Source organism: Mycolicibacterium sp. MU0050 (genome assembly GCF_963378085.1).
Classification (GTDB): Bacteria; Actinomycetota; Actinomycetes; order Mycobacteriales; family Mycobacteriaceae; genus Mycobacterium; species Mycobacterium wendilense.
The window spans coordinates 1,090,638-1,108,468 of sequence record NZ_OY726395.1; the positions used below are offsets into that span (position 1 = coordinate 1,090,638).

Here is a 17,831-nt window from a genome sequence, read left to right on the forward strand (position 1 = left end):
CCATGAGAAAGTCTGTGGTGGCGATGTTCGTGGGTGGCGCGGCAGCGGCGGCCGTGGCGGTGGCGCCGACGGCGCAGGCCGATCAGTTGGGCTATGTCATCAACGTGACGACCGGGCCCGGCTACAACTTCCCCAACGCGCAGGCCGCCCTGGACTACGGCTACATGCTGTGCGGCCGGATCGCCGCCGGCGACAGCTATCCGGCGATGGCCGAGCAGATCAAGCGGGACTTCGGCCCCGACGAGTACAAGGTGTCCTACCTGCTGAGCCAGTCCGCGCAGGAGCTGTGCCCGGCGCAGACCTGGCAGCTGCGCCAGTCGGTCGGCGACGGCTACCGCCCAGCGGGCTGATCCGCCTGCGCTGAGTCCCGGTCGCGGGCGCGGGTGCGCCACGGCCCGGGCAGGAACGCCACCGACACCGCCGAAATTACCGATACGGCAACCAGATACGCCGCGATCGAATCGCTGGTACCGGTGGCGGTGTACAGCGCCACCGCGATGGTGGGCGCGAACGCCGAACCCAACACCTGCGACAACGTGTAGCCGACGGACACCGCGCTGTAGCGCACGTCGGCGTCGAACACCAGGCTGAACAGTGACCCGGTGACGCCGGCGGCCGGCGCCATCGCCAGCCCGAACACCAGCACCAGGGCCGCCAGGAACAGCGCGGCGTTGCCGGTGTTGATCAGCGCGAAGGTCGGGAAGACCGCCGCGCCCATCGCCACCACTCCGCCGAAGAACACCGGCTTGCGACCCACCCGATCCGACAGCGCACCGAAGAGCGGATACGTCAGCACCGCGATCACGCCGGCCACGAACACGCCGAAAAGCGCCTCGGTGCGCCCGATCCCGGCGACGGTGGTTCCGTAGGAGACCAGATAGGCCACGCAGATGTAGGCGAAGACCCCCTGGGACAGGTAGGCGCCGGCGACCAGCAGGATCTGCCGCCAGTGTCTCCGGAACGCCTCGGCCACCGGGATCTTGACGGTGGCGGCGCGCTCGCGCACCGCGGCGAAGTCCGGGCTCTCGGCCAGCGACAGCCGGATCACCAGCCCGATGACGATCAGGACGGCGCTGGCCAGGAACGGAATTCGCCATCCCCAGGCCAGGAACTGCTCGTCGGGCAACTGCGCGACGGCGAAGAACGCCAGGGTGGCCAGCGCGGTCCCGGCCGGCGCACCCATCTGCGGGAACGCCCCGAAGAACCCCTTGCGTGCGGCCGGTGCGTGCTCGACCGCCATCAGGGTGGCCCCGCCCCACTCCCCGCCGACGGCGAAGCCCTGCAGCAACCGCAGCACCGTCAGCAGCAGCGGCGCGGCCAGCCCGATCTGGGCATAGGTGGGCAGCAGACCCATCGCGACGGTCGAGGCCCCCATGAGCAACAGCGAGTACACCAGCATCCGCTTGCGGCCCACCCGATCACCGAAGTGGCCGAAGACGATTCCGCCGAGGGGGCGCGCCACGAATCCCACCCCGAAGGTCGCGAACGACAGCAGCACCGCGACCGACGGGTCAGCCTCGGGGAAGAACAGCTTGGGGAACACCAGCGCGGCCGCGGTCCCGTAGATCAGGAAATCGTAGAACTCCACCGTCGTGCCGACGAAGCTCGCAATCGCGGCCCGCCACGGGGAAACCCTCGTCACCGTCATGATTTCGGCGTGATCACCATCGCCCAACGTGGAAGATCACGCCGAAATCGCTGACTGTCAGTCGCGGACCTTCGCCATGGCCAGCACGTCGAGACGACGGTCCAGCTCCTCCTCGGACAGCTTGTCGCCGATCAGGCCGCGGTCGATCACGGTCTGGCGGATCGTCTTCTTCTCGGCCAGCGCCTGCTTGGCGACCTTGGCGGCCTCCTCGTAGCCGATCGCGGAGTTCAGCGGCGTCACGATCGACGGCGAGGACTCGGCCAGGGTGCGCAGCCGCTCCTCGTCGGCCTCCAGCCCGTCGACACACTTGGCGGCGAACAACTCCGACGAGTTGGCCAGCAGCGTGAAGGACTCCAGCACGTTGCGGGCCATCATCGGGATGTAGACGTTGAGCTCGAAGGCGCCGTTGCCGCCGCCCCAGGTGACCGCGGCGTCGTTGCCGATCACCTGCGCGGCGACCTGGGTGATGGCCTCCGGGATCACCGGGTTGACCTTGCCGGGCATGATCGAGCTGCCGGGCTGCAGGTCGGGCAGGTGCAGCTCGCCCAGGCCGGTCAGCGGGCCCGACCCCATCCAGCGGATGTCGTTGGCGATCTTGGTCAGCGAGACCGCGATGGTCTTCAGGGCGCCGGAGGCCTCGACCAGTCCGTCGCGGGCGGCTTGGGCCTCGAAAGAGTCCACCGCCGGGCGCAATTCGTCGATGCCGGTCGACTTCTTGAGCACCTCGACCACCTTGGGGCCGAACCCGTCGGGTGCGTTGAGACCGGTGCCGACGGCGGTGCCGCCGATGGCCAGTTCGCCCAGGCGGGGCAGCGTGGCCTGCACCCGTTCGATGCCGGCCTGGATCTGCCGGGCGTAGCCGCCGAACTCCTGGCCGAGGGTCACCGGCACCGCGTCCATCAGGTGGGTGCGGCCGGACTTCACCGTGGTGCGCCACTGCTCGGCCTTGGCGGCCAGCGACCTGTGCAGCACCTCCAGCGCCGGAATCAGATGGCGCACAGCGGCTTCGGTGGCGGCGATGTGGGTGGCCGTCGGGAAGGTGTCGTTCGACGACTGCGACATGTTCACGTCGTCGTTGGGGTGAACCGTCACGCCGTTGGCGGCGGCGATCGAGGCGATGACCTCGTTGGTGTTCATGTTCGAGCTGGTACCCGAGCCGGTCTGGAACACGTCGATGGGGAACTGGTCGTCGTGCTTGCCGTCGGCGATCTCGGCGGCCGCGGCGATGATCGCGTCGGCCTTGGCGCCGTCGAGCAGCCCCAGGTCCTTGTTCACCTGCGCGCAGGCGCCCTTCAGCAGGCCCAGCGCGCGGATCTGGGTGCGCTCCAGGCCGCGGCCGGAGATCGGGAAGTTCTCCACGGCCCGCTGCGTCTGTGCCCGCCACAGGGCGTTCTTCGGCACCCGGACCTCGCCCATGGTGTCGTGTTCGATGCGGTACTCGACGGCGTCGCTGGTCATGCTGGCCCTTCGGTCGAAATGGATGGTTACGGAAGCGATCTACGGCAGCGGGTACGCCGCCGACTTGTCCCCGGTGAAGTTCACCGCGGAGTATTCGTTGAGCTTGGACAGCCGGTGGTAGGCCTCGATCATCCGCACGGTGCCGGACTTGGACCGCATCACGATCGAATGGGTGGTGCAGCCGCCGCCGAAGAACCGCACGCCCTTGAGGAGGTCGCCGTCGGTGACGCCGGTGGCGCAGAAGAACACGTTCTCCCCGGAGACCAGGTCCGTGGTGGTCAACACCCGGTCCAGGTCGTGCCCGCGGTCCAGCGCGCGCTGCCGCTCCTCGTCGTCGGTGGGGGCCAGGGTGGCCTGGATCTCGCCGCCCATACAGCGGATGGCCGCGGCGGTGATGATGCCCTCCGGGGTGCCGCCGATGCCGACCAGCAGGTCGGTGCCGGACTCGGGGCGGCAGGCCGAGATGGCGCCGGCCACGTCGCCGTCGGAGATCAGCCGGATGCGCGCGCCGGCCTCCCGCACGTCGGCCATCAGCTTGGCGTGCCGGGGCCGGTCCAGGATGCAGACGGTGATGTCGGAGACCGAGGCCTTGCGGACCTTGGCGATGCGCTGGATGTTGGCCGCGATCGGCGAGGTGATGTCGATGAACTCGGCGACGTCGGGGCCCGCGGCGATCTTGTTCATGTAGAACACCGCCGACGGGTCGAACATTGCGCCGCGCTCGGCCACGGCCAGCACGGAGATGGCGTTGGGCATGCCCTTGCTCATCAGCGTGGTGCCGTCGATCGGGTCGACGGCGAAGTCGCAGTCGGGGCCGTCGCCGTTGCCGACCTCTTCGCCGTTGTAGAGCATCGGGGCGTTGTCCTTCTCGCCCTCACCGATGACCACGACACCCCGCATGGACACGGAGTTGACCAGCTCACGCATGGCGTCGACGGCCGCGCCGTCACCGCCTTCCTTGTCGCCGCGGCCGACCCAGCGGCCGGCGGCCATGGCGCCGGCCTCGGTGACGCGGACCAACTCCAACGCCAGGTTGCGGTCGGGAGCCTCGCGGCGCTTGGGCTGGGCAGATTTCGCGGCACCGTCTGTCATGTGCGTGATTGTCCCAGAAGCGGCCCGACGATTGGGAGCTGGGATACTGGTGGCGTGAGTACCCCAGGACCAGAGCCGACCGAGGCCGCCGCTTCGGCGACCCCGCAGCCGCCGGCGTCCGGTGGACCAGCCGTTCCGCACCCGAAGGACCCCAAGCCCCGGGTGCTGCAGGACGGCCGGGACATGTTCTGGTCGATGGCGCCGCTGGTCATCGCCTGCATTGTGCTGGCGGGACTGCTCGGCATGTGCTCCTTCCAGGCCAAGGGCCCCACGATGGGCAACATCCCCAGCTACGACGCGGCCGGGGCGCTGCAGGCCGACGCCGAGACCATGAACTTCCCGGTGCGCCTGCCCGCCGTGCCCGAGGACTGGCAGTCCAACTCCGGTCGCCGCGGCGGCCTCGACGGCGCCCGCACCGATCCGGAGACCGGGGCGCAGGTCCGCGCGTTGGTGTCCACGGTCGGCTACATCACCGCGTCCGGGCAGTACCTGAGCCTGAGCCAGAGCGACGCCGACGAGGCCCGGCTGGTCGCCTCGATCCAGCCCGACGTGGTCGCGACGGGCTCGGAGGACGTCGACGGTGTCACCTGGGTGGTCTACGACGGCGGCGAGCGCGACGAGCCGGTGTGGTCGACGCTGCTGACCGGCCCGCAGGGCGACACGCAGCTGGCGATCACCGGCGCCGGCAGTGTTGACGAGTTCCGTACGCTGGCCAGGGCGACACAGTCGCAGGCGCCGTTGGCCCCGCGGGCCTGACATCCGTTCCACCCGGGCGGCGCCGGCCTGAGAGGAGCACCGTGCGCACAGCCCCGGAAGCAGACCTCAGCGGTTGGACGAGCGAGCCGTTCACCGGTGGAGGCTTCACCTACGACGTCTACCGCAAGGGAACCGGGCCCGGGGTGGTGCTGATCCCCGAGATGCCGGGGTTGCATCCCGGCGTGCTGGCGCTGGGAAACCATCTGGTGGACAACGGCTTCACAGTCGCCGCTCCGTCGCTGTACGGAACACCGGGTAAGGCGGTGGGCCCGGGCACGGTGGGCACCCTGCTCAAGGGTTGCGTCGCCAAGGAGTTCGCGGCCTTCGCCACCAATGCGAAACGTCCGATCAGCGACTTCCTACGAGCCTTGGCGCGCGACCTGAACGAGAAGACGCCCGGCAAGGGCGTCGGCGTCATCGGCCAGTGCTTCTCCGGTGGTTTCGCGCTGGCCGCCGCGGTCGACGACGCGGTGCTGGCGCCGGTGCTCAGTCAGCCGTCGCTGCCGCTGCCGCTGACGCCGACGCAGCGGCGCGACCCGGGCCTCAGCGAGGACGAGCTGCGGATCGTCGAGCAGCGTGCCGCCGACGGCGGGCTGTGCGCGCTGGGCCTGCGTTTCAGCGAGGACCCGATGTCGCCGGGCGCCCGGTTCCAGACCCTCAAGGCCCGCCTCGGTGACGCGTTCGAGGTCATCGAGATCAACTCGGCGAAGGGCAATCCCACCGGCTTGAGCCGGATGGCGCATTCGGTGCTCACCGATCAGGTGCGCGAGCGCGACGGCCACCCCGCCTACGAGGCGCGCAAGCGCACGGTGGAGTTCCTCAAGAGTCGGCTGACGCCGTAGCGGCCGCGGGGGCCGAGTCGCGGCCGAAGGGCCACCACCGTTTCCAGAACGGCTCCTTGCGCTCCTTGTCGTCCTCGTCGTCGTCGGTCTGGTCCAGCGGGGCGCCCTTGTAGACCGCCAGGTACACGCTGATGGTGGTGACGATGACGATCATCAGGACCGGGCCCAGCACGATGCCGACGAAGCCGAACATCCGCAGACCGGCGAATACCGACAGCAACATCAGCGCGGGATGCAGGTGCGCGCTCTTGGGCACCAGGAACGGCCGCAGGATGTTGTCGATGTTGGTGACCACCAGCAGGTGGAACAGCACGACGAAGACCCCGCCGACGACGTTGCCGAACAACGCCAGTCCGATGCCGATCGGAATGGTCACGATGCCGGCGCCGAGCGGGATGAACGACAGCGCGGTCAAGAAGATGACGAACATGAAGAAGCCGTCGTGCAGGCCGGCGATGTAGAGCGACAGCGCCGCCGCGACACCCTGGCACGTCGCGATGATGAACTGACCGCGCACGGTGGCGGTGACCATGGCGCCGATCTTGGCCAGGTAGATGTTCGACACGTCCGTCCCCAGGGGATTGAGGTCGCGGAACAGGGTGAGGACCTTCTCGCCGTTGGTGAGCAGGGCCAGGAACACGTACAGGAAGATGATGGCCGAGGTGACGACCATCGCGATGCTGCCGACGGACTCGCGGGCAACGCTCAGCGCCATCTCCCCGACGTTCTGGCCGACTCGAGTGATGGTGGACTGCACCGTTTCCGGCGTCAGCTCGATGTTCAGGAACGGCACCCGGGCCAGCACCTCGTTGGCTGTGTCGAGCAGTCGCTTCCCGAGTTCCGTCAAATCGGTGTTGGCCATCCAGTGGCTGATGCCGTTGACCATCTGGCCGATCTGCACCACGGCCAGGAACACGATCCCGCTCAGCGGCGCGGCCACGATGGCGATGGCCGCCAGCAGGGTCAGCGTGGCCGCCAGGCCGCTGCTGTAGCGGCCCCGCAGCCGCAGATAGACTGGCCGGAACAGGTAGGCCAGCACCGCCGCCATCGCGATGAGAACCAGGTAGCTGCGCAGGAAGTAGGCGCCGAACGCCAGCGCGATGACCGTCAGCACGGCCAGCACACGCTTCTGCGTCAGCGTGAACTCGTTGAGCACCGCCCGATCCTATGCGGAAAACGCTACTGCGCAGCCAGCTTTGCGATTTGGGCGGCGATGTCGGGGTAGCGCTTGAGGTGCGCGCCGCCGTTGATGTCGAGGACCTCGCCGGTGATCCAGGACGCCTTGGGGGAGACCAGGTAGGCCACCGCGTCGGCGATGTCCTGCGGGGTGCCGGTGCGCCCCAGCGCCGTGTTCTCGGTGTACTCCTCGACCACGCCGGGCACCAGCGCGGCGCCCTCGGTCAGCGGGGTGTGCACGAAACCGGGTGCCACGGCGTTGACCCGGATGCCCCGCGGGCCCAGTTCCAGCGCGGCGACCTCGGTGAGCATGGCCAGCCCGGCCTTGGCGGCGCAGTAGGCGCTCATCCCGATGGCGGGCTGGCGGGCATTCAGCGAGGCCAGCGACACGATCACGCCGCCGGCGGACATCCGCGGGGCGGCGTGTTTGATGACGATGAAGCTGCCGGTGAGGCAGACGTCGACGACCTCGCGGAACTGCTCGACCGTCAGGTCGGCGATCACCCCGAACCCGGAGAAGCCGGCACAGTTGAGCACGACGTCCGGCGCGGCCGTCGTCGCGAACAGCTGCTGCACCGAGGATTCGTCGGTGACCTCCACCGCGGCGGCGGTGTGCGGGCCGCCCAACTCCGCGCACCGCTGCCGGGCGCCGTCGAGGTTGCGGTCGGCCAGCGTGATCAGGTAGCCGTCGGCGGCCAGCGTTTGGGCGGTGGCCCAGCCGATTCCGGATGCGGCGCCGATGATGACGGCGTGGCGGGCCGGTGCGTGGTTGTTCATGCGTCCTCCGGGCTCGGGTCGCCCCACTTGGCTGCGATGGCCCCCCACGGGTCGGCGTAGGGCCCGGCGGCCCGGTGGTACGGCGCGCGCCGCTCGAGAAAGATCCGCGCCAACGGCGCGGCCGCCCGTAGCAGCGGGCGTTTCCAGCCGGTCCGATCGGCGGTCTCGATCAACAGATCGGGCCACGAAGTATGTTGGAAGCCAAGGGCTTCCTGGGACCGGGTGCTGTCCATCCAGTCGGTGGCGAACCAGTTGGTGTCGCTGGCCGGATCGCCCTTGAGCCCGATGGGCAGGCCGCCGACGAAGCCCATGGCCGCGGCCACCGCCGAGCCGACGTCGCCCTGTCGCAAGCGGTGGGACTCGTCGCCGCCGATCAGCAGGGTCTCGCCGAGGACCGGGGCGGTGGTGGCCGCCGCGAAGGCCCGCGCGACGTCGCGGACGTCGACGGTGTTGAGACGATTGTCGGTGGGCAGCAACCCCTCGAAGTACAGGTTGTCGAAGTTCATCAGCCCGGCGACCTCGACGGTCATCACCCCACCCAAACGCAGGATCACCCAGTCCAATTCGGCGGCCCGCACCAATTGTTCGGAGGCCAGCTTGTGCGCACCGTAGAGATCCGATGGGTTCGGCGGCGTCTCGGCGGTCAACAGGTCGGGGATCTTGTGCGGGTTGCGGGCCCCGTAGACGGCGATGCTGGAGGCCTGCACGAACCGCGGCGGGGTGGGCTGCTTGGCGGCCGCGGCCAGCAGATGGGCCGTCGCGTCGACGTTGACCTTGCGCGCCAGGCCGCGGCGAGTGTAGATCAACGGCGGAATGACGGCGGCCAGGTGGATCACGGCCTCGGGCGCGACGCTGCCGATCAGCGCGTCGACGGCGGCGGGGTCGGTGAGGTCGGCGTAGCGGACCTGCACGCCCGGCGGGAGCTTGCCCGCCGCCTCCCGGTTGCCCGGGATGTCGAGGTCGGTGGCGACAACGCGTCGCCCCTCGGCGGCAAGCTGCTTCACCGTCGCCGAGCCGACCAGGCCGAACGCCCCGGTGACCAGAACCGTCATGGATGTTGCCCCCTAGTTCGCCGATGTAGAACGTGTTCCAGCAGGAATCATTGCGTACCGGACATCGCTACGCCAGGGTGCGTCTGCGGAAGGGGTGGCGACGACGGCGATGTGACCGCCTCAGCGCGCGGCAGCGACCGCCGGTGCGGCCTGCGCGGTCTTCATCTGCTCGAACATGTCCACGTAGTAGGGCAGGCATTCGGCCAGCGCCTGCTCGGTGGTGAACAACGGCCGGTAGCCGAGGTCGCGACGGGCCTTCTCGATGGAGAAGTAGTTGTCCAGGTAAAGCCGTTCCACCGCAAGGGGTTCCAGCAGGGGTTCGGGCAGGCCGAACTTGAAGTGCAGCCGCTGCCATACCGTCATCACCGCGCGCACCAGTCGCCCGGAGACGCGGAACTTCGGCCAGGGCGCTCCGCAGGCCTCGACCACGGGCCGGGAGAACTCGAACATGTTGATCGGGTCGTCGTCGTTGATGAAGTACGCCTGACCGGGTGCGGTTCCGCCCGGGACCAGATGCTCGGCGGCCAGCACGAAACCGTGAATCAGGTTGTGCACGTAGGAGTTGTCCAGCTTGGCGTGCTTGCTGCCGATCAACACCTTGACGTGGCCGGCGAGCACACTCTCGAACACCTTGCGGAACATCGTCTGGTCGCCACGGCCCCAGATTCCGCTGGGGCGGATCGAACACGTCAGCATGCCGTCGACGCCGTTCTGCGCCAGCACGTAGCGCTCGGCGACGACCTTGGTCTCGGTGTACAGATCGTTGAATCGTTCTGTGTAGGGCAGGGTTTCGTCGCCGTGCGAGATCGCCTGACCGCCCATCACGACGCTGTTGGAGGCGGTGTAGACGAAACGCTGGGCCCCGGCGGTGCGGGCGGCCTCCAGCAGATTCTTGGTGCCCTCAACGTTGACCGCGTAGCTGCGCTGCCGGTACTCCTCGGTGACCGAGGCGCCGCCCATCAGGTCGATGATGGCGGCGGTGTGGAAGATCGTGTCGACGCCGGCCACGGCGCGGGCGATGTCGTCGGGGGCGGTGAGGTCGCCGACGACGGTCTCGAGGCGGTCGTGGTCCGGCAGTGGGGAGGCGACGCGGTCGAAGGACCGGACGGTCAGGCCGCGGTCCAGCAGTGCGGTCACCAGGTTGGCGCCGAGGAAGCCGGATCCGCCGGTGACCAGGACGTGGCCGAGGTCGGTGGTCAGCGTTGCATCACCCATGACTCAGAAGCGTAACTGAAACGTGTTCCAGTTACGACCCCTTGGGGAGGATTTGCAGCGCCGCCGCTACTCGGATTCGTCGTCCGCCGCCAGGGCCTTCTCGACGCGCTCGCGGGCCCCAGCTAAGTGCTCCTCGCAGCGTTTGGCCAGCTTCTCGCCACGTTCCCACAGTTTCAGCGACTCGTCCAAGTCCAGCCCGCCCTGCTCCAGGGTCTGTACCACCTCGATCAATTCGTCGCGGCACTCCTCGTAGCCCAACGCACTAAGAGCTCTAGTGTCGTCGTCACCCTCAGTCACTTTCACCTCCCTGACTCACAGCCGTCACAGCGCCGTCGGCGACGCGGATCCGCAGCTCGGTCCCGGCCGGTGCATCGGCCACCGAACGCAGCACGTGTGCCCCGGCCTGCACCACCGCGTAACCGCGCGCCAGCGTCGCGGCCGGACCCAACGTGAGCAGCCGGGCGCCCAGGTGTCCGATCCGGTCGGATTCGGCGGCGATCAGCCGGGTGATGTCCCGGCGCACGGCCGCGCGGGCCCGCTGCACCTCGTCGGCACGGGTGCTGAGCATGCGCAGGGGATCGGCGAGCACCGGTCGGCTGCGCAACTGCGCGATGTGCCGCTCCTCCCGGCCCACCCAGTTGCGCAGGGCGCGGGCGCTGCGGCGGCGCAGATCGTCGACGAGGGCCTGCTCGGCGGCGGTGTCGGGGACGATGCGCTTGGCGGCGTCGGTGGGCGTGGCCGCGCGCAGGTCGGCGACCAAGTCGCACAGCGGGTTGTCCGGTTCGTGGCCGACGGCGCTGACCACCGGCGTGGTGCACGCCGCGATGGCGCGGCACAGCGTCTCGTCGGAGAACGGCAGCAGGTCCTCCACGCTGCCGCCACCGCGGGCCAGCACGATCACGTCGACCTCGGGGTCGCGGTCGAGCTCGGCCAGCGCCGCCACGATCTGCGCCACCGCGTTGGGCCCCTGCACCACGGTGTTGCGGATCGCGAAGCGCACCGCCGGCCAGCGCGACGTCGCCACCGCCGTCACGTCCCGCTCGGCGGCGCTCGCGCGGCCGGTGATCAGGCCGATGGTGTTGGGCAGGAACGGAAGCGGCCGCTTGAGCCGCGGGTCGAACAGGCCCTCGGCCTCCAGCAGCCGGCGCAGCCGTTCGATGCGGGCCAGCAGCTCACCGATGCCGACGGCCCGGATCTCGTGCACCCGCAACGAGAACGTGCCGCGGCCGGTGTAGAAGTTCGGCTTGCCCAGAACGAGCACCTGGGCGCCCTCGGCGAGCTTCACCGGGGCGTTGAGGACCAGATCCCGGGGGCAGGTCAGCGTCAGTGACATGTCGGCGGCCGGGTCACGCAGCGTCATGAACACCGTGGGGGAGCCCGAGCGGAGATTCAGCTGGGCAATCTGACCCTCGACCCACACCATACCGAGCTTGTCGATCCAGCCCGCCACCCGCACGGCCACCGCCCGCACCGGGTAGGGGTTCTCCGCTGACTGCCCCTGCGCGGCCTGCGCCGGATCACTCACTTGGCGCTGGCGCGGGTGATCCTGTTGGCCAGCAGGGTCTGGAACGGCGCGCGCGCCTTGGTGGCCTCTTCGAAGGCCAGCAGCTCGGAGAGCTCGTCGACCGACAACGACTGCAGCCGGGCGCGCAGCTGCGCCAGCGTCAGCGACGCGTAATCGATGCGCGAGGCGACGTCGGGAGCGCTTACCTCGGCGGCGGACTGGCCGTTGCTGCTCGGCGGGTCCGCGGCCGCGGGGGTCTCGTCGGTGGAGTACAGCGCGAAGCGGCCTTCGGTCATCCGTTCACCGGAGTCCGTCGAGCGCGACGGGCCGGCGTCGGCCGAGTCGTCCTCGTCCTCGTCGAAGGTGGCCCACTCGGGCTGTTCGTCCTTGGGCGGAAACAGCGTCTCGAGCGTCGAGTCACCCTTGATCACCAGGTCAGCGAGGTCCTGCTGGACCTTCATCACCAGGTGGGCGAACTGACTGGCCAGACTCATCGGGGACATCAAGATGGTCTGGGGCAGTTTTCGGGTCTCCTCGACGGCGGTGGCCGCGACCCCAACGAGCAACCGGACGCCATACGGTGCACTAGACATGAGAGCCAGACTACTTCCGGCTCCAGCATTCGCCTCTTGTTGGCCGGGGTAAGTAGGCTGGTGTCATGTCAGCAACGGTCAATATGGGCATCCCCGGGGCCACCAGCACGGTCGTCGAACGGGTGGAGGGCAAGCGCGTCCTGTTGGCCGAGCCCCGCGGCTACTGCGCCGGGGTGGATCGCGCCGTCGAGACCGTGGAGCGGGCGCTCGAGAAACACGGTGCGCCGGTGTACGTCCGGCACGAGATCGTGCACAACCGGCACGTGGTGGAGACCCTCGCCAAGGCGGGCGCGGTGTTCGTCGACGAGACCGACCAGGTGCCCGTGGGCGCCATCGTGGTGTTCTCCGCGCACGGGGTGGCGCCGTCGGTGCACGTCAACGCCGCCGAACGCGAACTCAAGGTCATCGACGCCACCTGCCCGCTGGTCACCAAGGTGCACAACGAGGCCAAGCGCTTCGCCCGCGACGACTACGACATCCTGCTGATCGGCCACGAGGGCCACGAGGAAGTCATCGGTACCGCCGGCGAGGCGCCCGACCACGTGCAGCTGGTCGACGGCCCGGAGTCGGTGGACAAGGTCACCGTGCGCGACGAGAACAAGGTCATCTGGCTGTCCCAGACCACGCTGAGCGTCGACGAGACCATGGAGACCGTGCGGCGGCTGCGGGAGCGGTTCCCGACGCTGCAGGATCCGCCGAGCGACGACATCTGCTACGCGACGCAGAACCGCCAGGTGGCGGTCAAGGCGATGGCGCCGGAATGCGAGCTGGTGATCGTGGTGGGCTCGGCGAACTCGTCGAACTCCGTGCGCCTGGTCGAGGTCGCGCTGAACGCGGGCTCCGACAGCGCGCACCTGGTCGACTACGCCGACGACATCGATCCGGCCTGGCTCGAGGGTGTCACCACGGTTGGCGTCACCTCCGGCGCCTCGGTGCCGGAGATCCTGGTGCGCGGCGTGCTCGAGCGGCTCGCCGACTACGGCTACGGCACCGTGCAGTCGGTGACCACCGCCAACGAGACGCTGGTGTTCGCGCTGCCGCGAGAAATCCGCCCGGCGCGGCGCTGACCGGGGGAGCAGGACTCAGGGGCCGACGGGGTAGCCGCTGCGGATCGCGATGCGATTCCAGGCGTTCATCACGATGGCCAGCCAGCTCACAGCTGAGATCTGCTCGTCGGTGAGCACGTCATTGTCCCGTTCGTGCCGGTCGGGTACCGGCAACTCGGTGACGTCCTCGGCCAGGGCGAGCGCGGCCCGTTCCTGCTCGGAGAAGTATTGCGACTCCCACCAGGCCGCGACGACCGCGAGCCGGTCGGTGGTCTCGCCCTTGTTCAGAGCGTCGCGGGTGTGCATGCGCAGGCAGAAGGCGCACCCGTTGAGCTGGGACACCCGGATCTTCACCAGCTCGGCCAGCTTCTCGTCCAGCCCGGACCGGGCGAACGCCGCCTCGGCTTCCTGGTTGAGGGCCAGCACGCCCTGATAGGCCGCCGGATGTTGCTTGCTCAGATTCACCCGTGCCATGGCGGAGCCCTTCGGTCCGAAGTTCAGTCGTAATCGCTGTAGCGACTGTGCCGCGCCCGGGGGCGACGGCGATGCTGCACATTCTCCTCCGCGCCGGCGTCGCCCGCGTCCGCTCCGCGATATCGGACCTTCGACACCGGGTGGTGGCTGCCGTTGGCCGCGGCCGGCCGCCGGCGGGGTACGGGCATGTCGTAGGGATCGACGCCCGGGTACGGCTCGGCGGACGGGCCGTAGCGGTCGGGGCGGGGCGCCGGCCGCTCATAGGGCGACGGGCGCTCATACGGCGACCGCTGCCGCGGCTGCCGGGGCTGCCGCGGCTCGCGCAGGTAGTCCGGCGGCGGCGGGCGCCGGGACGGGTCCCGGGGCGTGCGGCGGCGCGGTGGGCCGTCGGCGAAGTCGTCGTCATGCTCGCGGGCGTGGGTGGGCCGCCGGCGCGAAGGCGGCGGGGCGGCGCCGTCGTCGAGCGGCGGGCGGACGTGCCGCGACCGACTCGGCGCGGTCCGCTTGGTGGGCCGTCGGGTGCCGGGGCGTGGCCGCGAGGTGGTGTTGCGGTCGATGGCGTGCTTGCGCGGGTCGGCCTCGTCGTCCGGCTCGGAGCGCCGCGGCGGCATCGCCAGCGCGGAGATCTTGGTCTTGATCGCGGTCAGCACGCCGGCCAGCGCGGCGGGCGGGGCGGCCGTCGTGCGGGCGCGGGAGGTGCGATCGGAGCTGCGGTCCGCGGTGGCCGGTGCGGGCCGGGCGGGGGCGCCGAAGTACCACCTCGCCATGCCGATCAGCAGCACCAACGCCGAGGTGGTGAACATCAACAGGAACCGCTCGATCAGCGGATAACCGCAGTTGATCAGGATGTCCTTGATGCCGTCGATGTCGGACAGGTGGAACAGGAAATACGCTCCGGGCACGGACACGAACAAGATCAGCGGCGGCTGCACGACGGCCGTGAAGATGGCCTCCTGGCGCACGGCGAGCACCGCGCCGACGCAGCCGAGCAGGTACAGCGTCGCGAATACGGCGGACAGTTCCCGGCTGCCCGACCCCGCGTCGAAGGCGAAGCCCAGGGCGGTGGCCAATGCCGCGATGAGCACAGCCGCCCACCACGGCACACCTTGAATGTTCGGGTGCGCCGAGCGGTGTTCGGCGGGTACCGATGACCTCGCCCGCTGCGCTGGCACACGTAGACCGTACCGGCTAACCCTGAGCTGGACCTGATGGCGTGGGTGCGTCGCATGTCGCGCGCGTGGTTTCCGAGCTCGGCGCCGACCGCCGTAGACTTGTGACCCCGTGAGCCTGAACCTGGGAATCGTCGGCCTGCCCAACGTCGGCAAGTCGACCCTCTTCAACGCCTTGACGCGCAACAACGTGTTGGCCGCCAACTATCCGTTCGCGACGATCGAGCCCAACGAAGGCGTCGTCCCGCTGCCCGATCCGCGCCTGGACAAGCTGGCCGAGATCTTCGGTTCGGAGAAGACGGTGCCCGCGCCGGTGACCTTCGTCGACATCGCCGGCATCGTCAAGGGCGCCTCCGAGGGCGCCGGGCTGGGCAACAAGTTCCTGGCCAACATCCGCGAGTGCGACGCGATCTGCCAGGTGGTCCGGGTCTTCGCCGACGACGACGTGGTGCACGTCGACGGGCGGGTGGACCCCAAGGCCGACATCGAGATCATCGAGACCGAGCTGATCCTCGCCGACATGCAGACGCTGGAGAAGGCGATCCCGCGGCTGGAGAAGGAAGCGCGCAACAACAAGGAGCGCAAGCCGGTCCTGGATGCGGCCGTGGCGGCCCAGGGCGTCCTCGACAGCGGCAAGACGTTGTTTTCGGCCGGCACCGACGTCACCCTGCTGCGCGAGCTGAACCTGATGACCACCAAGCCGTTCCTGTACGTGTTCAACGCCGACGAGTCGGTGCTGACCGACGAGGCCAAGGTCGCCGAGCTGCGTGAGCTGGTGGCCCCGGCCGACGCGGTGTTCCTGGATGCCAAGATCGAGGCCGAGCTGCAGGAGCTCGACGACGAGTCCGCCGCGGAGCTGCTGGAGTCGATCGGGCAGACCGAACGCGGGCTGGATGCGCTGGCGCGCGCCGGTTTTCACACCCTGAACCTGCAGACCTACCTGACCGCCGGGCCCAAGGAGGCGCGGGCCTGGACGATCCACCGGGGCGACACCGCGCCCAAGGCCGCCGGGGTGATCCACACCGACTTCGAGAAGGGCTTCATCAAGGCGGAGGTGGTGTCGTTCGACGATCTGGTGGAGGCCGGGTCGATGGCCGCCGCCAAGGCCGCCGGCAAGGTCCGGATGGAGGGCAAGGACTACGTGATGGCCGACGGGGACGTCGTGGAGTTCCGGTTCAATGTCTGACGAGTTGCCGCCGTGTCCACAGTGCGGCGAGGGCTTCACCTATGCGCAGCGCGCGCTCCTGGTGTGTCCGATGTGTGCCCACGAGTGGTCTGCGGATGGTCCGTCGTCCGACGGCGGTTCGACGCGCGAAGCCGATCTCGAGATCACAGACGCGGTGGGCAATCGCCTCGCCGACGGTGACACGATCACCGTCGTGAAGACCGTCAAGGTCAAAGGTGGCGGTGGCGGTGTCATCAAGGTGGGAACGAAAGTCCGTGGAATAAGGCTCATTTCCGACGGGGTGGGAGATCACGACATCGATGCGACGGTCCCGGGTTTCGGTCGCATGCAGCTCAAGTCGAGCGTGGTGAAGAAGGCGCTCTGATCAGCAGCTGGTGTGCGCTCCACCGTCCGCCGAGGGCCTCGACCTCGACCTGATCGCGGCCCGCGGCGATGTCGTCGACCTGCACGTCCAGATGGATGCGGACCTTGGTGACCTTCGCCATTCGACGTTCAGGCGCGCTCCGCTACATCCCGGGGGCTCCTGGCTCCTGACTCCTGACTCGTAGGCTCCCGATGACCAGACCCCGCGGCGGTAGGGACCGAAGACGATGTGCGCACCGATTGAATCGGATCGGAGAAGTCGGGCGTGCAGTTCGCTCGCCGGAGAGAGTGGATCACGAAGGGAGCAAACGTGATCGACGTTCTGAACCGCCTGGTCGACGAGATCGAGGCACACCTCGATGGTGAACTGGACGTGGACGAGTTCGCCAGCGGAATGGGGACGACCGGATATCACGCCCGCCGGATGTTCTCGTCCCTGGCGGGGATGCCGGTGTCCGAGTACGTGCGTCGTCGCCGCATGACCGTTGCTGCGTCCGACGTGATCGGTGACGAGGATCTGCTGACGATCGCCGTGCGGTACGGGTATGGATCGACCGAGGCGTTCGGTCGGGCATTCCGCGCCGTGCACGGAGTGAGTCATGGTGACGTTCGTCGAAACGGCGGCCCCCTTCGCAGCCAACCGCAACTCAGGTTCCGCCTGACCGTCGAAGGGAGTTCCCCCATGGATGCCCGAATCCTCGAGCGTCCCGCTTTCCGTCTGATCGGCCACGCTGTCCGCGTGCCACTGATCCACGAGGGCGTCAATCCGCATATTCAGGCGCACGTCTCGGCGCTACCGGCCGCCGAGCACGACAGGCTCAAGCAGCTGAGTGACACGGAACCAGCGGGTCTGTTGCAGGTGAGTGCGGATCTTGATCCTGACTACTCAGAGGGCAGCGAACTGACCTACCTGCACGGCGTGGCCGTCGACGCCGACACCGCGGTGCCCGACGACCTCGACGTCATCGAGGTGTCGGCTGGCGCGTGGGCCGTATTCGGCACCTCCGGCAAGCATCCTGCAGCTCTGCAGGCGGCCTGGGCTGCGACGGCAACCGAGTGGTTCCCGTCCAACCCCTGGCGACTGCGCCCCGGCCCGTCCCTGGTGGCGGTGCTGGATCGCGCCGCTGACTTCAGCACCGCGACGTGCGAGCTGTGGTTGCCGATCGAACGCAATCACGTGGCGTGAGCGGATCGCGGCGGCACGCCTTTGGCGATCCGCCGCGATGCTCAACGCGGGTTCGTGCGCATGTCGGGCCCGGATTCATCGGGATCGACGTACAGGCTTGACTTCGAGCCCGCCCCGTCCGGTGCGTCGTGTAGCTCACGCGGCAACGGCCGGAGGTTGCTGGGCCAGCCCGGGTTGGTGACGTAGTCGGCGCCCTTCTTGCGAGCGCGGCGCAGGTAGAGCATCCACGCCACCACGAGCAAGCCGTTCGCAAGGATGGCGATTATCAGCGTCAGCATCAGCCTCCACGCTTCC

The 17,831-nt window shown here is 69.0% G+C and carries 20 protein-coding genes; 7 read left to right on the forward strand and 13 right to left on the reverse strand.

Annotation, left to right across the window (positions count from 1 at the left end):
- Positions 1-2 precede the first annotated feature (2 nt).
- The gene (locus tag R2K23_RS05250; RefSeq protein ID WP_316514874.1) at positions 3-350 is read left to right on the forward strand and encodes a DUF732 domain-containing protein; all 348 of its coding nucleotides are present in this window, start codon (positions 3-5) and stop codon (positions 348-350) included.
- On the opposite strand, the gene R2K23_RS05255 is transcribed toward R2K23_RS05250, so the two are convergent.
- Genes R2K23_RS05255 through glpX form a run of 3 tightly spaced genes read right to left on the reverse strand, consistent with a single transcriptional unit; the run spans position 332 to position 4,198 of the window.
- Positions 332-1,648 (reverse strand): MFS transporter, encoded by a 1,317-nt coding sequence (locus R2K23_RS05255; protein WP_316514877.1) that lies wholly within the window; start codon positions 1,646-1,648, stop codon positions 332-334. The genes R2K23_RS05250 and R2K23_RS05255 overlap by 19 nt on opposite strands.
- A 57-nt stretch (positions 1,649-1,705) precedes the next feature.
- Positions 1,706-3,106, reverse strand: coding sequence for a class II fumarate hydratase (locus R2K23_RS05260; protein WP_316514879.1), 1,401 nt, complete (start codon positions 3,104-3,106; stop codon positions 1,706-1,708).
- Positions 3,107-3,145: 39 nt separating this feature from the next.
- The gene (gene glpX, locus R2K23_RS05265; protein ID WP_316514880.1) at positions 3,146-4,198 is read right to left on the reverse strand and encodes a class II fructose-bisphosphatase; all 1,053 of its coding nucleotides are present in this window, start codon (positions 4,196-4,198) and stop codon (positions 3,146-3,148) included.
- Positions 4,199-4,252: 54 nt separating this feature from the next.
- Here glpX and R2K23_RS05270 point away from each other — a divergent pair, with 54 nt between their 5' ends.
- Complete coding sequence (locus R2K23_RS05270) at positions 4,253-4,954, forward strand: DUF4245 domain-containing protein (RefSeq protein ID WP_396893084.1); 702 nt, start codon at positions 4,253-4,255, stop codon at positions 4,952-4,954.
- Positions 4,955-4,995: 41 nt separating this feature from the next.
- On the forward strand, positions 4,996-5,796 hold the full coding sequence (locus R2K23_RS05275) for a dienelactone hydrolase family protein (protein WP_316514881.1): 801 nt from the start codon (positions 4,996-4,998) through the stop codon (positions 5,794-5,796).
- On the opposite strand, the gene R2K23_RS05280 is transcribed toward R2K23_RS05275, so the two are convergent.
- The 7 genes from R2K23_RS05280 to R2K23_RS05310 form a co-directional block, all read right to left on the reverse strand.
- Positions 5,774-6,952 (reverse strand): AI-2E family transporter, encoded by a 1,179-nt coding sequence (locus tag R2K23_RS05280; protein WP_316514883.1) that lies wholly within the window; start codon positions 6,950-6,952, stop codon positions 5,774-5,776. The two genes, R2K23_RS05275 and R2K23_RS05280, sit on opposite strands and share 23 nt — an antisense overlap.
- A gap of 23 nt (positions 6,953-6,975) precedes the next feature.
- Complete coding sequence (locus tag R2K23_RS05285) at positions 6,976-7,749, reverse strand: SDR family NAD(P)-dependent oxidoreductase (protein ID WP_316514884.1); 774 nt, start codon at positions 7,747-7,749, stop codon at positions 6,976-6,978.
- A complete protein-coding gene (locus R2K23_RS05290; RefSeq protein ID WP_316514885.1) occupies positions 7,746-8,801 on the reverse strand; it encodes an NAD-dependent epimerase/dehydratase family protein in 1,056 nt (351 codons plus the stop codon). The genes R2K23_RS05285 and R2K23_RS05290 overlap by 4 nt, the downstream gene beginning before the upstream one ends.
- A gap of 120 nt (positions 8,802-8,921) precedes the next feature.
- On the reverse strand, positions 8,922-10,016 hold the full coding sequence (locus R2K23_RS05295; RefSeq protein ID WP_316514887.1) for a 3-beta-hydroxysteroid dehydrogenase: 1,095 nt from the start codon (positions 10,014-10,016) through the stop codon (positions 8,922-8,924).
- 66 nt (positions 10,017-10,082) lie between these two features.
- Positions 10,083-10,313: an exodeoxyribonuclease VII small subunit gene (locus tag R2K23_RS05300; RefSeq protein ID WP_316514890.1), complete on the reverse strand. Its 231-nt coding sequence runs from the start codon at positions 10,311-10,313 to the stop codon at positions 10,083-10,085.
- Positions 10,306-11,541: an exodeoxyribonuclease VII large subunit gene (gene xseA, locus R2K23_RS05305; protein WP_316514892.1), complete on the reverse strand. Its 1,236-nt coding sequence runs from the start codon at positions 11,539-11,541 to the stop codon at positions 10,306-10,308. Before xseA ends, R2K23_RS05300 begins: the two co-directional genes overlap by 8 nt.
- A complete protein-coding gene (locus tag R2K23_RS05310) occupies positions 11,538-12,113 on the reverse strand; it encodes a lipid droplet-associated protein (RefSeq protein WP_316514893.1) in 576 nt (191 codons plus the stop codon). Before R2K23_RS05310 ends, xseA begins: the two co-directional genes overlap by 4 nt.
- A gap of 65 nt (positions 12,114-12,178) precedes the next feature.
- Between R2K23_RS05310 and R2K23_RS05315 the strand changes: the two genes are divergently transcribed.
- On the forward strand, positions 12,179-13,180 hold the full coding sequence (locus R2K23_RS05315) for a 4-hydroxy-3-methylbut-2-enyl diphosphate reductase (protein WP_316514894.1): 1,002 nt from the start codon (positions 12,179-12,181) through the stop codon (positions 13,178-13,180).
- 15 nt (positions 13,181-13,195) lie between these two features.
- Here R2K23_RS05315 and R2K23_RS05320 read toward each other — a convergent pair whose 3' ends face one another.
- Together R2K23_RS05320 and R2K23_RS05325 are read right to left on the reverse strand one after the other, a co-directional pair.
- Positions 13,196-13,633: a carboxymuconolactone decarboxylase family protein gene (locus R2K23_RS05320; RefSeq protein WP_316514895.1), complete on the reverse strand. Its 438-nt coding sequence runs from the start codon at positions 13,631-13,633 to the stop codon at positions 13,196-13,198.
- A gap of 23 nt (positions 13,634-13,656) precedes the next feature.
- The gene (locus tag R2K23_RS05325; protein ID WP_316514896.1) at positions 13,657-14,805 is read right to left on the reverse strand and encodes a DUF6542 domain-containing protein; all 1,149 of its coding nucleotides are present in this window, start codon (positions 14,803-14,805) and stop codon (positions 13,657-13,659) included.
- 109 nt (positions 14,806-14,914) lie between these two features.
- Here R2K23_RS05325 and ychF point away from each other — a divergent pair, with 109 nt between their 5' ends.
- The 3 genes from ychF (at position 14,915) to R2K23_RS05340 (ending at position 17,537) form a co-directional block, all read left to right on the forward strand.
- Positions 14,915-15,988, forward strand: a complete 1,074-nt coding sequence (ychF, locus tag R2K23_RS05330) for a redox-regulated ATPase YchF (RefSeq protein WP_316514898.1) — start codon at positions 14,915-14,917, stop codon at positions 15,986-15,988.
- A complete protein-coding gene (locus tag R2K23_RS05335; protein WP_316514900.1) occupies positions 15,981-16,352 on the forward strand; it encodes a zinc ribbon domain-containing protein YjdM in 372 nt (123 codons plus the stop codon). Before ychF ends, R2K23_RS05335 begins: the two co-directional genes overlap by 8 nt.
- Positions 16,353-16,661: 309 nt before the next feature.
- On the forward strand, positions 16,662-17,537 hold the full coding sequence (locus R2K23_RS05340) for an AraC family transcriptional regulator (RefSeq protein WP_316514902.1): 876 nt from the start codon (positions 16,662-16,664) through the stop codon (positions 17,535-17,537).
- Positions 17,538-17,578: 41 nt separating this feature from the next.
- On the opposite strand, the gene R2K23_RS05345 is transcribed toward R2K23_RS05340, so the two are convergent.
- Positions 17,579-17,815 (reverse strand): hypothetical protein, encoded by a 237-nt coding sequence (locus R2K23_RS05345; RefSeq protein ID WP_316514903.1) that lies wholly within the window; start codon positions 17,813-17,815, stop codon positions 17,579-17,581.
- Between the last annotated feature and the right edge of the window lie 16 nt (positions 17,816-17,831).

What these genes read in the sequence shown, in the direction of transcription:
- glpX (WP_316514880.1), bottom strand. Translation starts at nt 4,198, where the DNA reads ATGACAGACGGTGCCGCGAAATCTGCCCAGCCCAAGCGCCGCGAGGCT.
- R2K23_RS05250 (WP_316514874.1), top strand. Translation starts at nt 3, where the DNA reads ATGAGAAAGTCTGTGGTGGCGATGTTCGTGGGTGGCGCGGCAGCGGCG.
- R2K23_RS05285 (WP_316514884.1), bottom strand. Translation starts at nt 7,749, where the DNA reads ATGAACAACCACGCACCGGCCCGCCACGCCGTCATCATCGGCGCCGCA.
- R2K23_RS05260 (WP_316514879.1), bottom strand. Translation starts at nt 3,106, where the DNA reads ATGACCAGCGACGCCGTCGAGTACCGCATCGAACACGACACCATGGGC.
- R2K23_RS05255 (WP_316514877.1), bottom strand. Translation starts at nt 1,648, where the DNA reads ATGACGGTGACGAGGGTTTCCCCGTGGCGGGCCGCGATTGCGAGCTTC.
- R2K23_RS05310 (WP_316514893.1), bottom strand. Translation starts at nt 12,113, where the DNA reads ATGTCTAGTGCACCGTATGGCGTCCGGTTGCTCGTTGGGGTCGCGGCC.
- R2K23_RS05295 (WP_316514887.1), bottom strand. Translation starts at nt 10,016, where the DNA reads ATGGGTGATGCAACGCTGACCACCGACCTCGGCCACGTCCTGGTCACC.
- R2K23_RS05345 (WP_316514903.1), bottom strand. Translation starts at nt 17,815, where the DNA reads ATGCTGACGCTGATAATCGCCATCCTTGCGAACGGCTTGCTCGTGGTG.
- R2K23_RS05315 (WP_316514894.1), top strand. Translation starts at nt 12,179, where the DNA reads ATGTCAGCAACGGTCAATATGGGCATCCCCGGGGCCACCAGCACGGTC.
- R2K23_RS05320 (WP_316514895.1), bottom strand. Translation starts at nt 13,633, where the DNA reads ATGGCACGGGTGAATCTGAGCAAGCAACATCCGGCGGCCTATCAGGGC.
- R2K23_RS05335 (WP_316514900.1), top strand. Translation starts at nt 15,981, where the DNA reads ATGTCTGACGAGTTGCCGCCGTGTCCACAGTGCGGCGAGGGCTTCACC.
- R2K23_RS05290 (WP_316514885.1), bottom strand. Translation starts at nt 8,801, where the DNA reads ATGACGGTTCTGGTCACCGGGGCGTTCGGCCTGGTCGGCTCGGCGACG.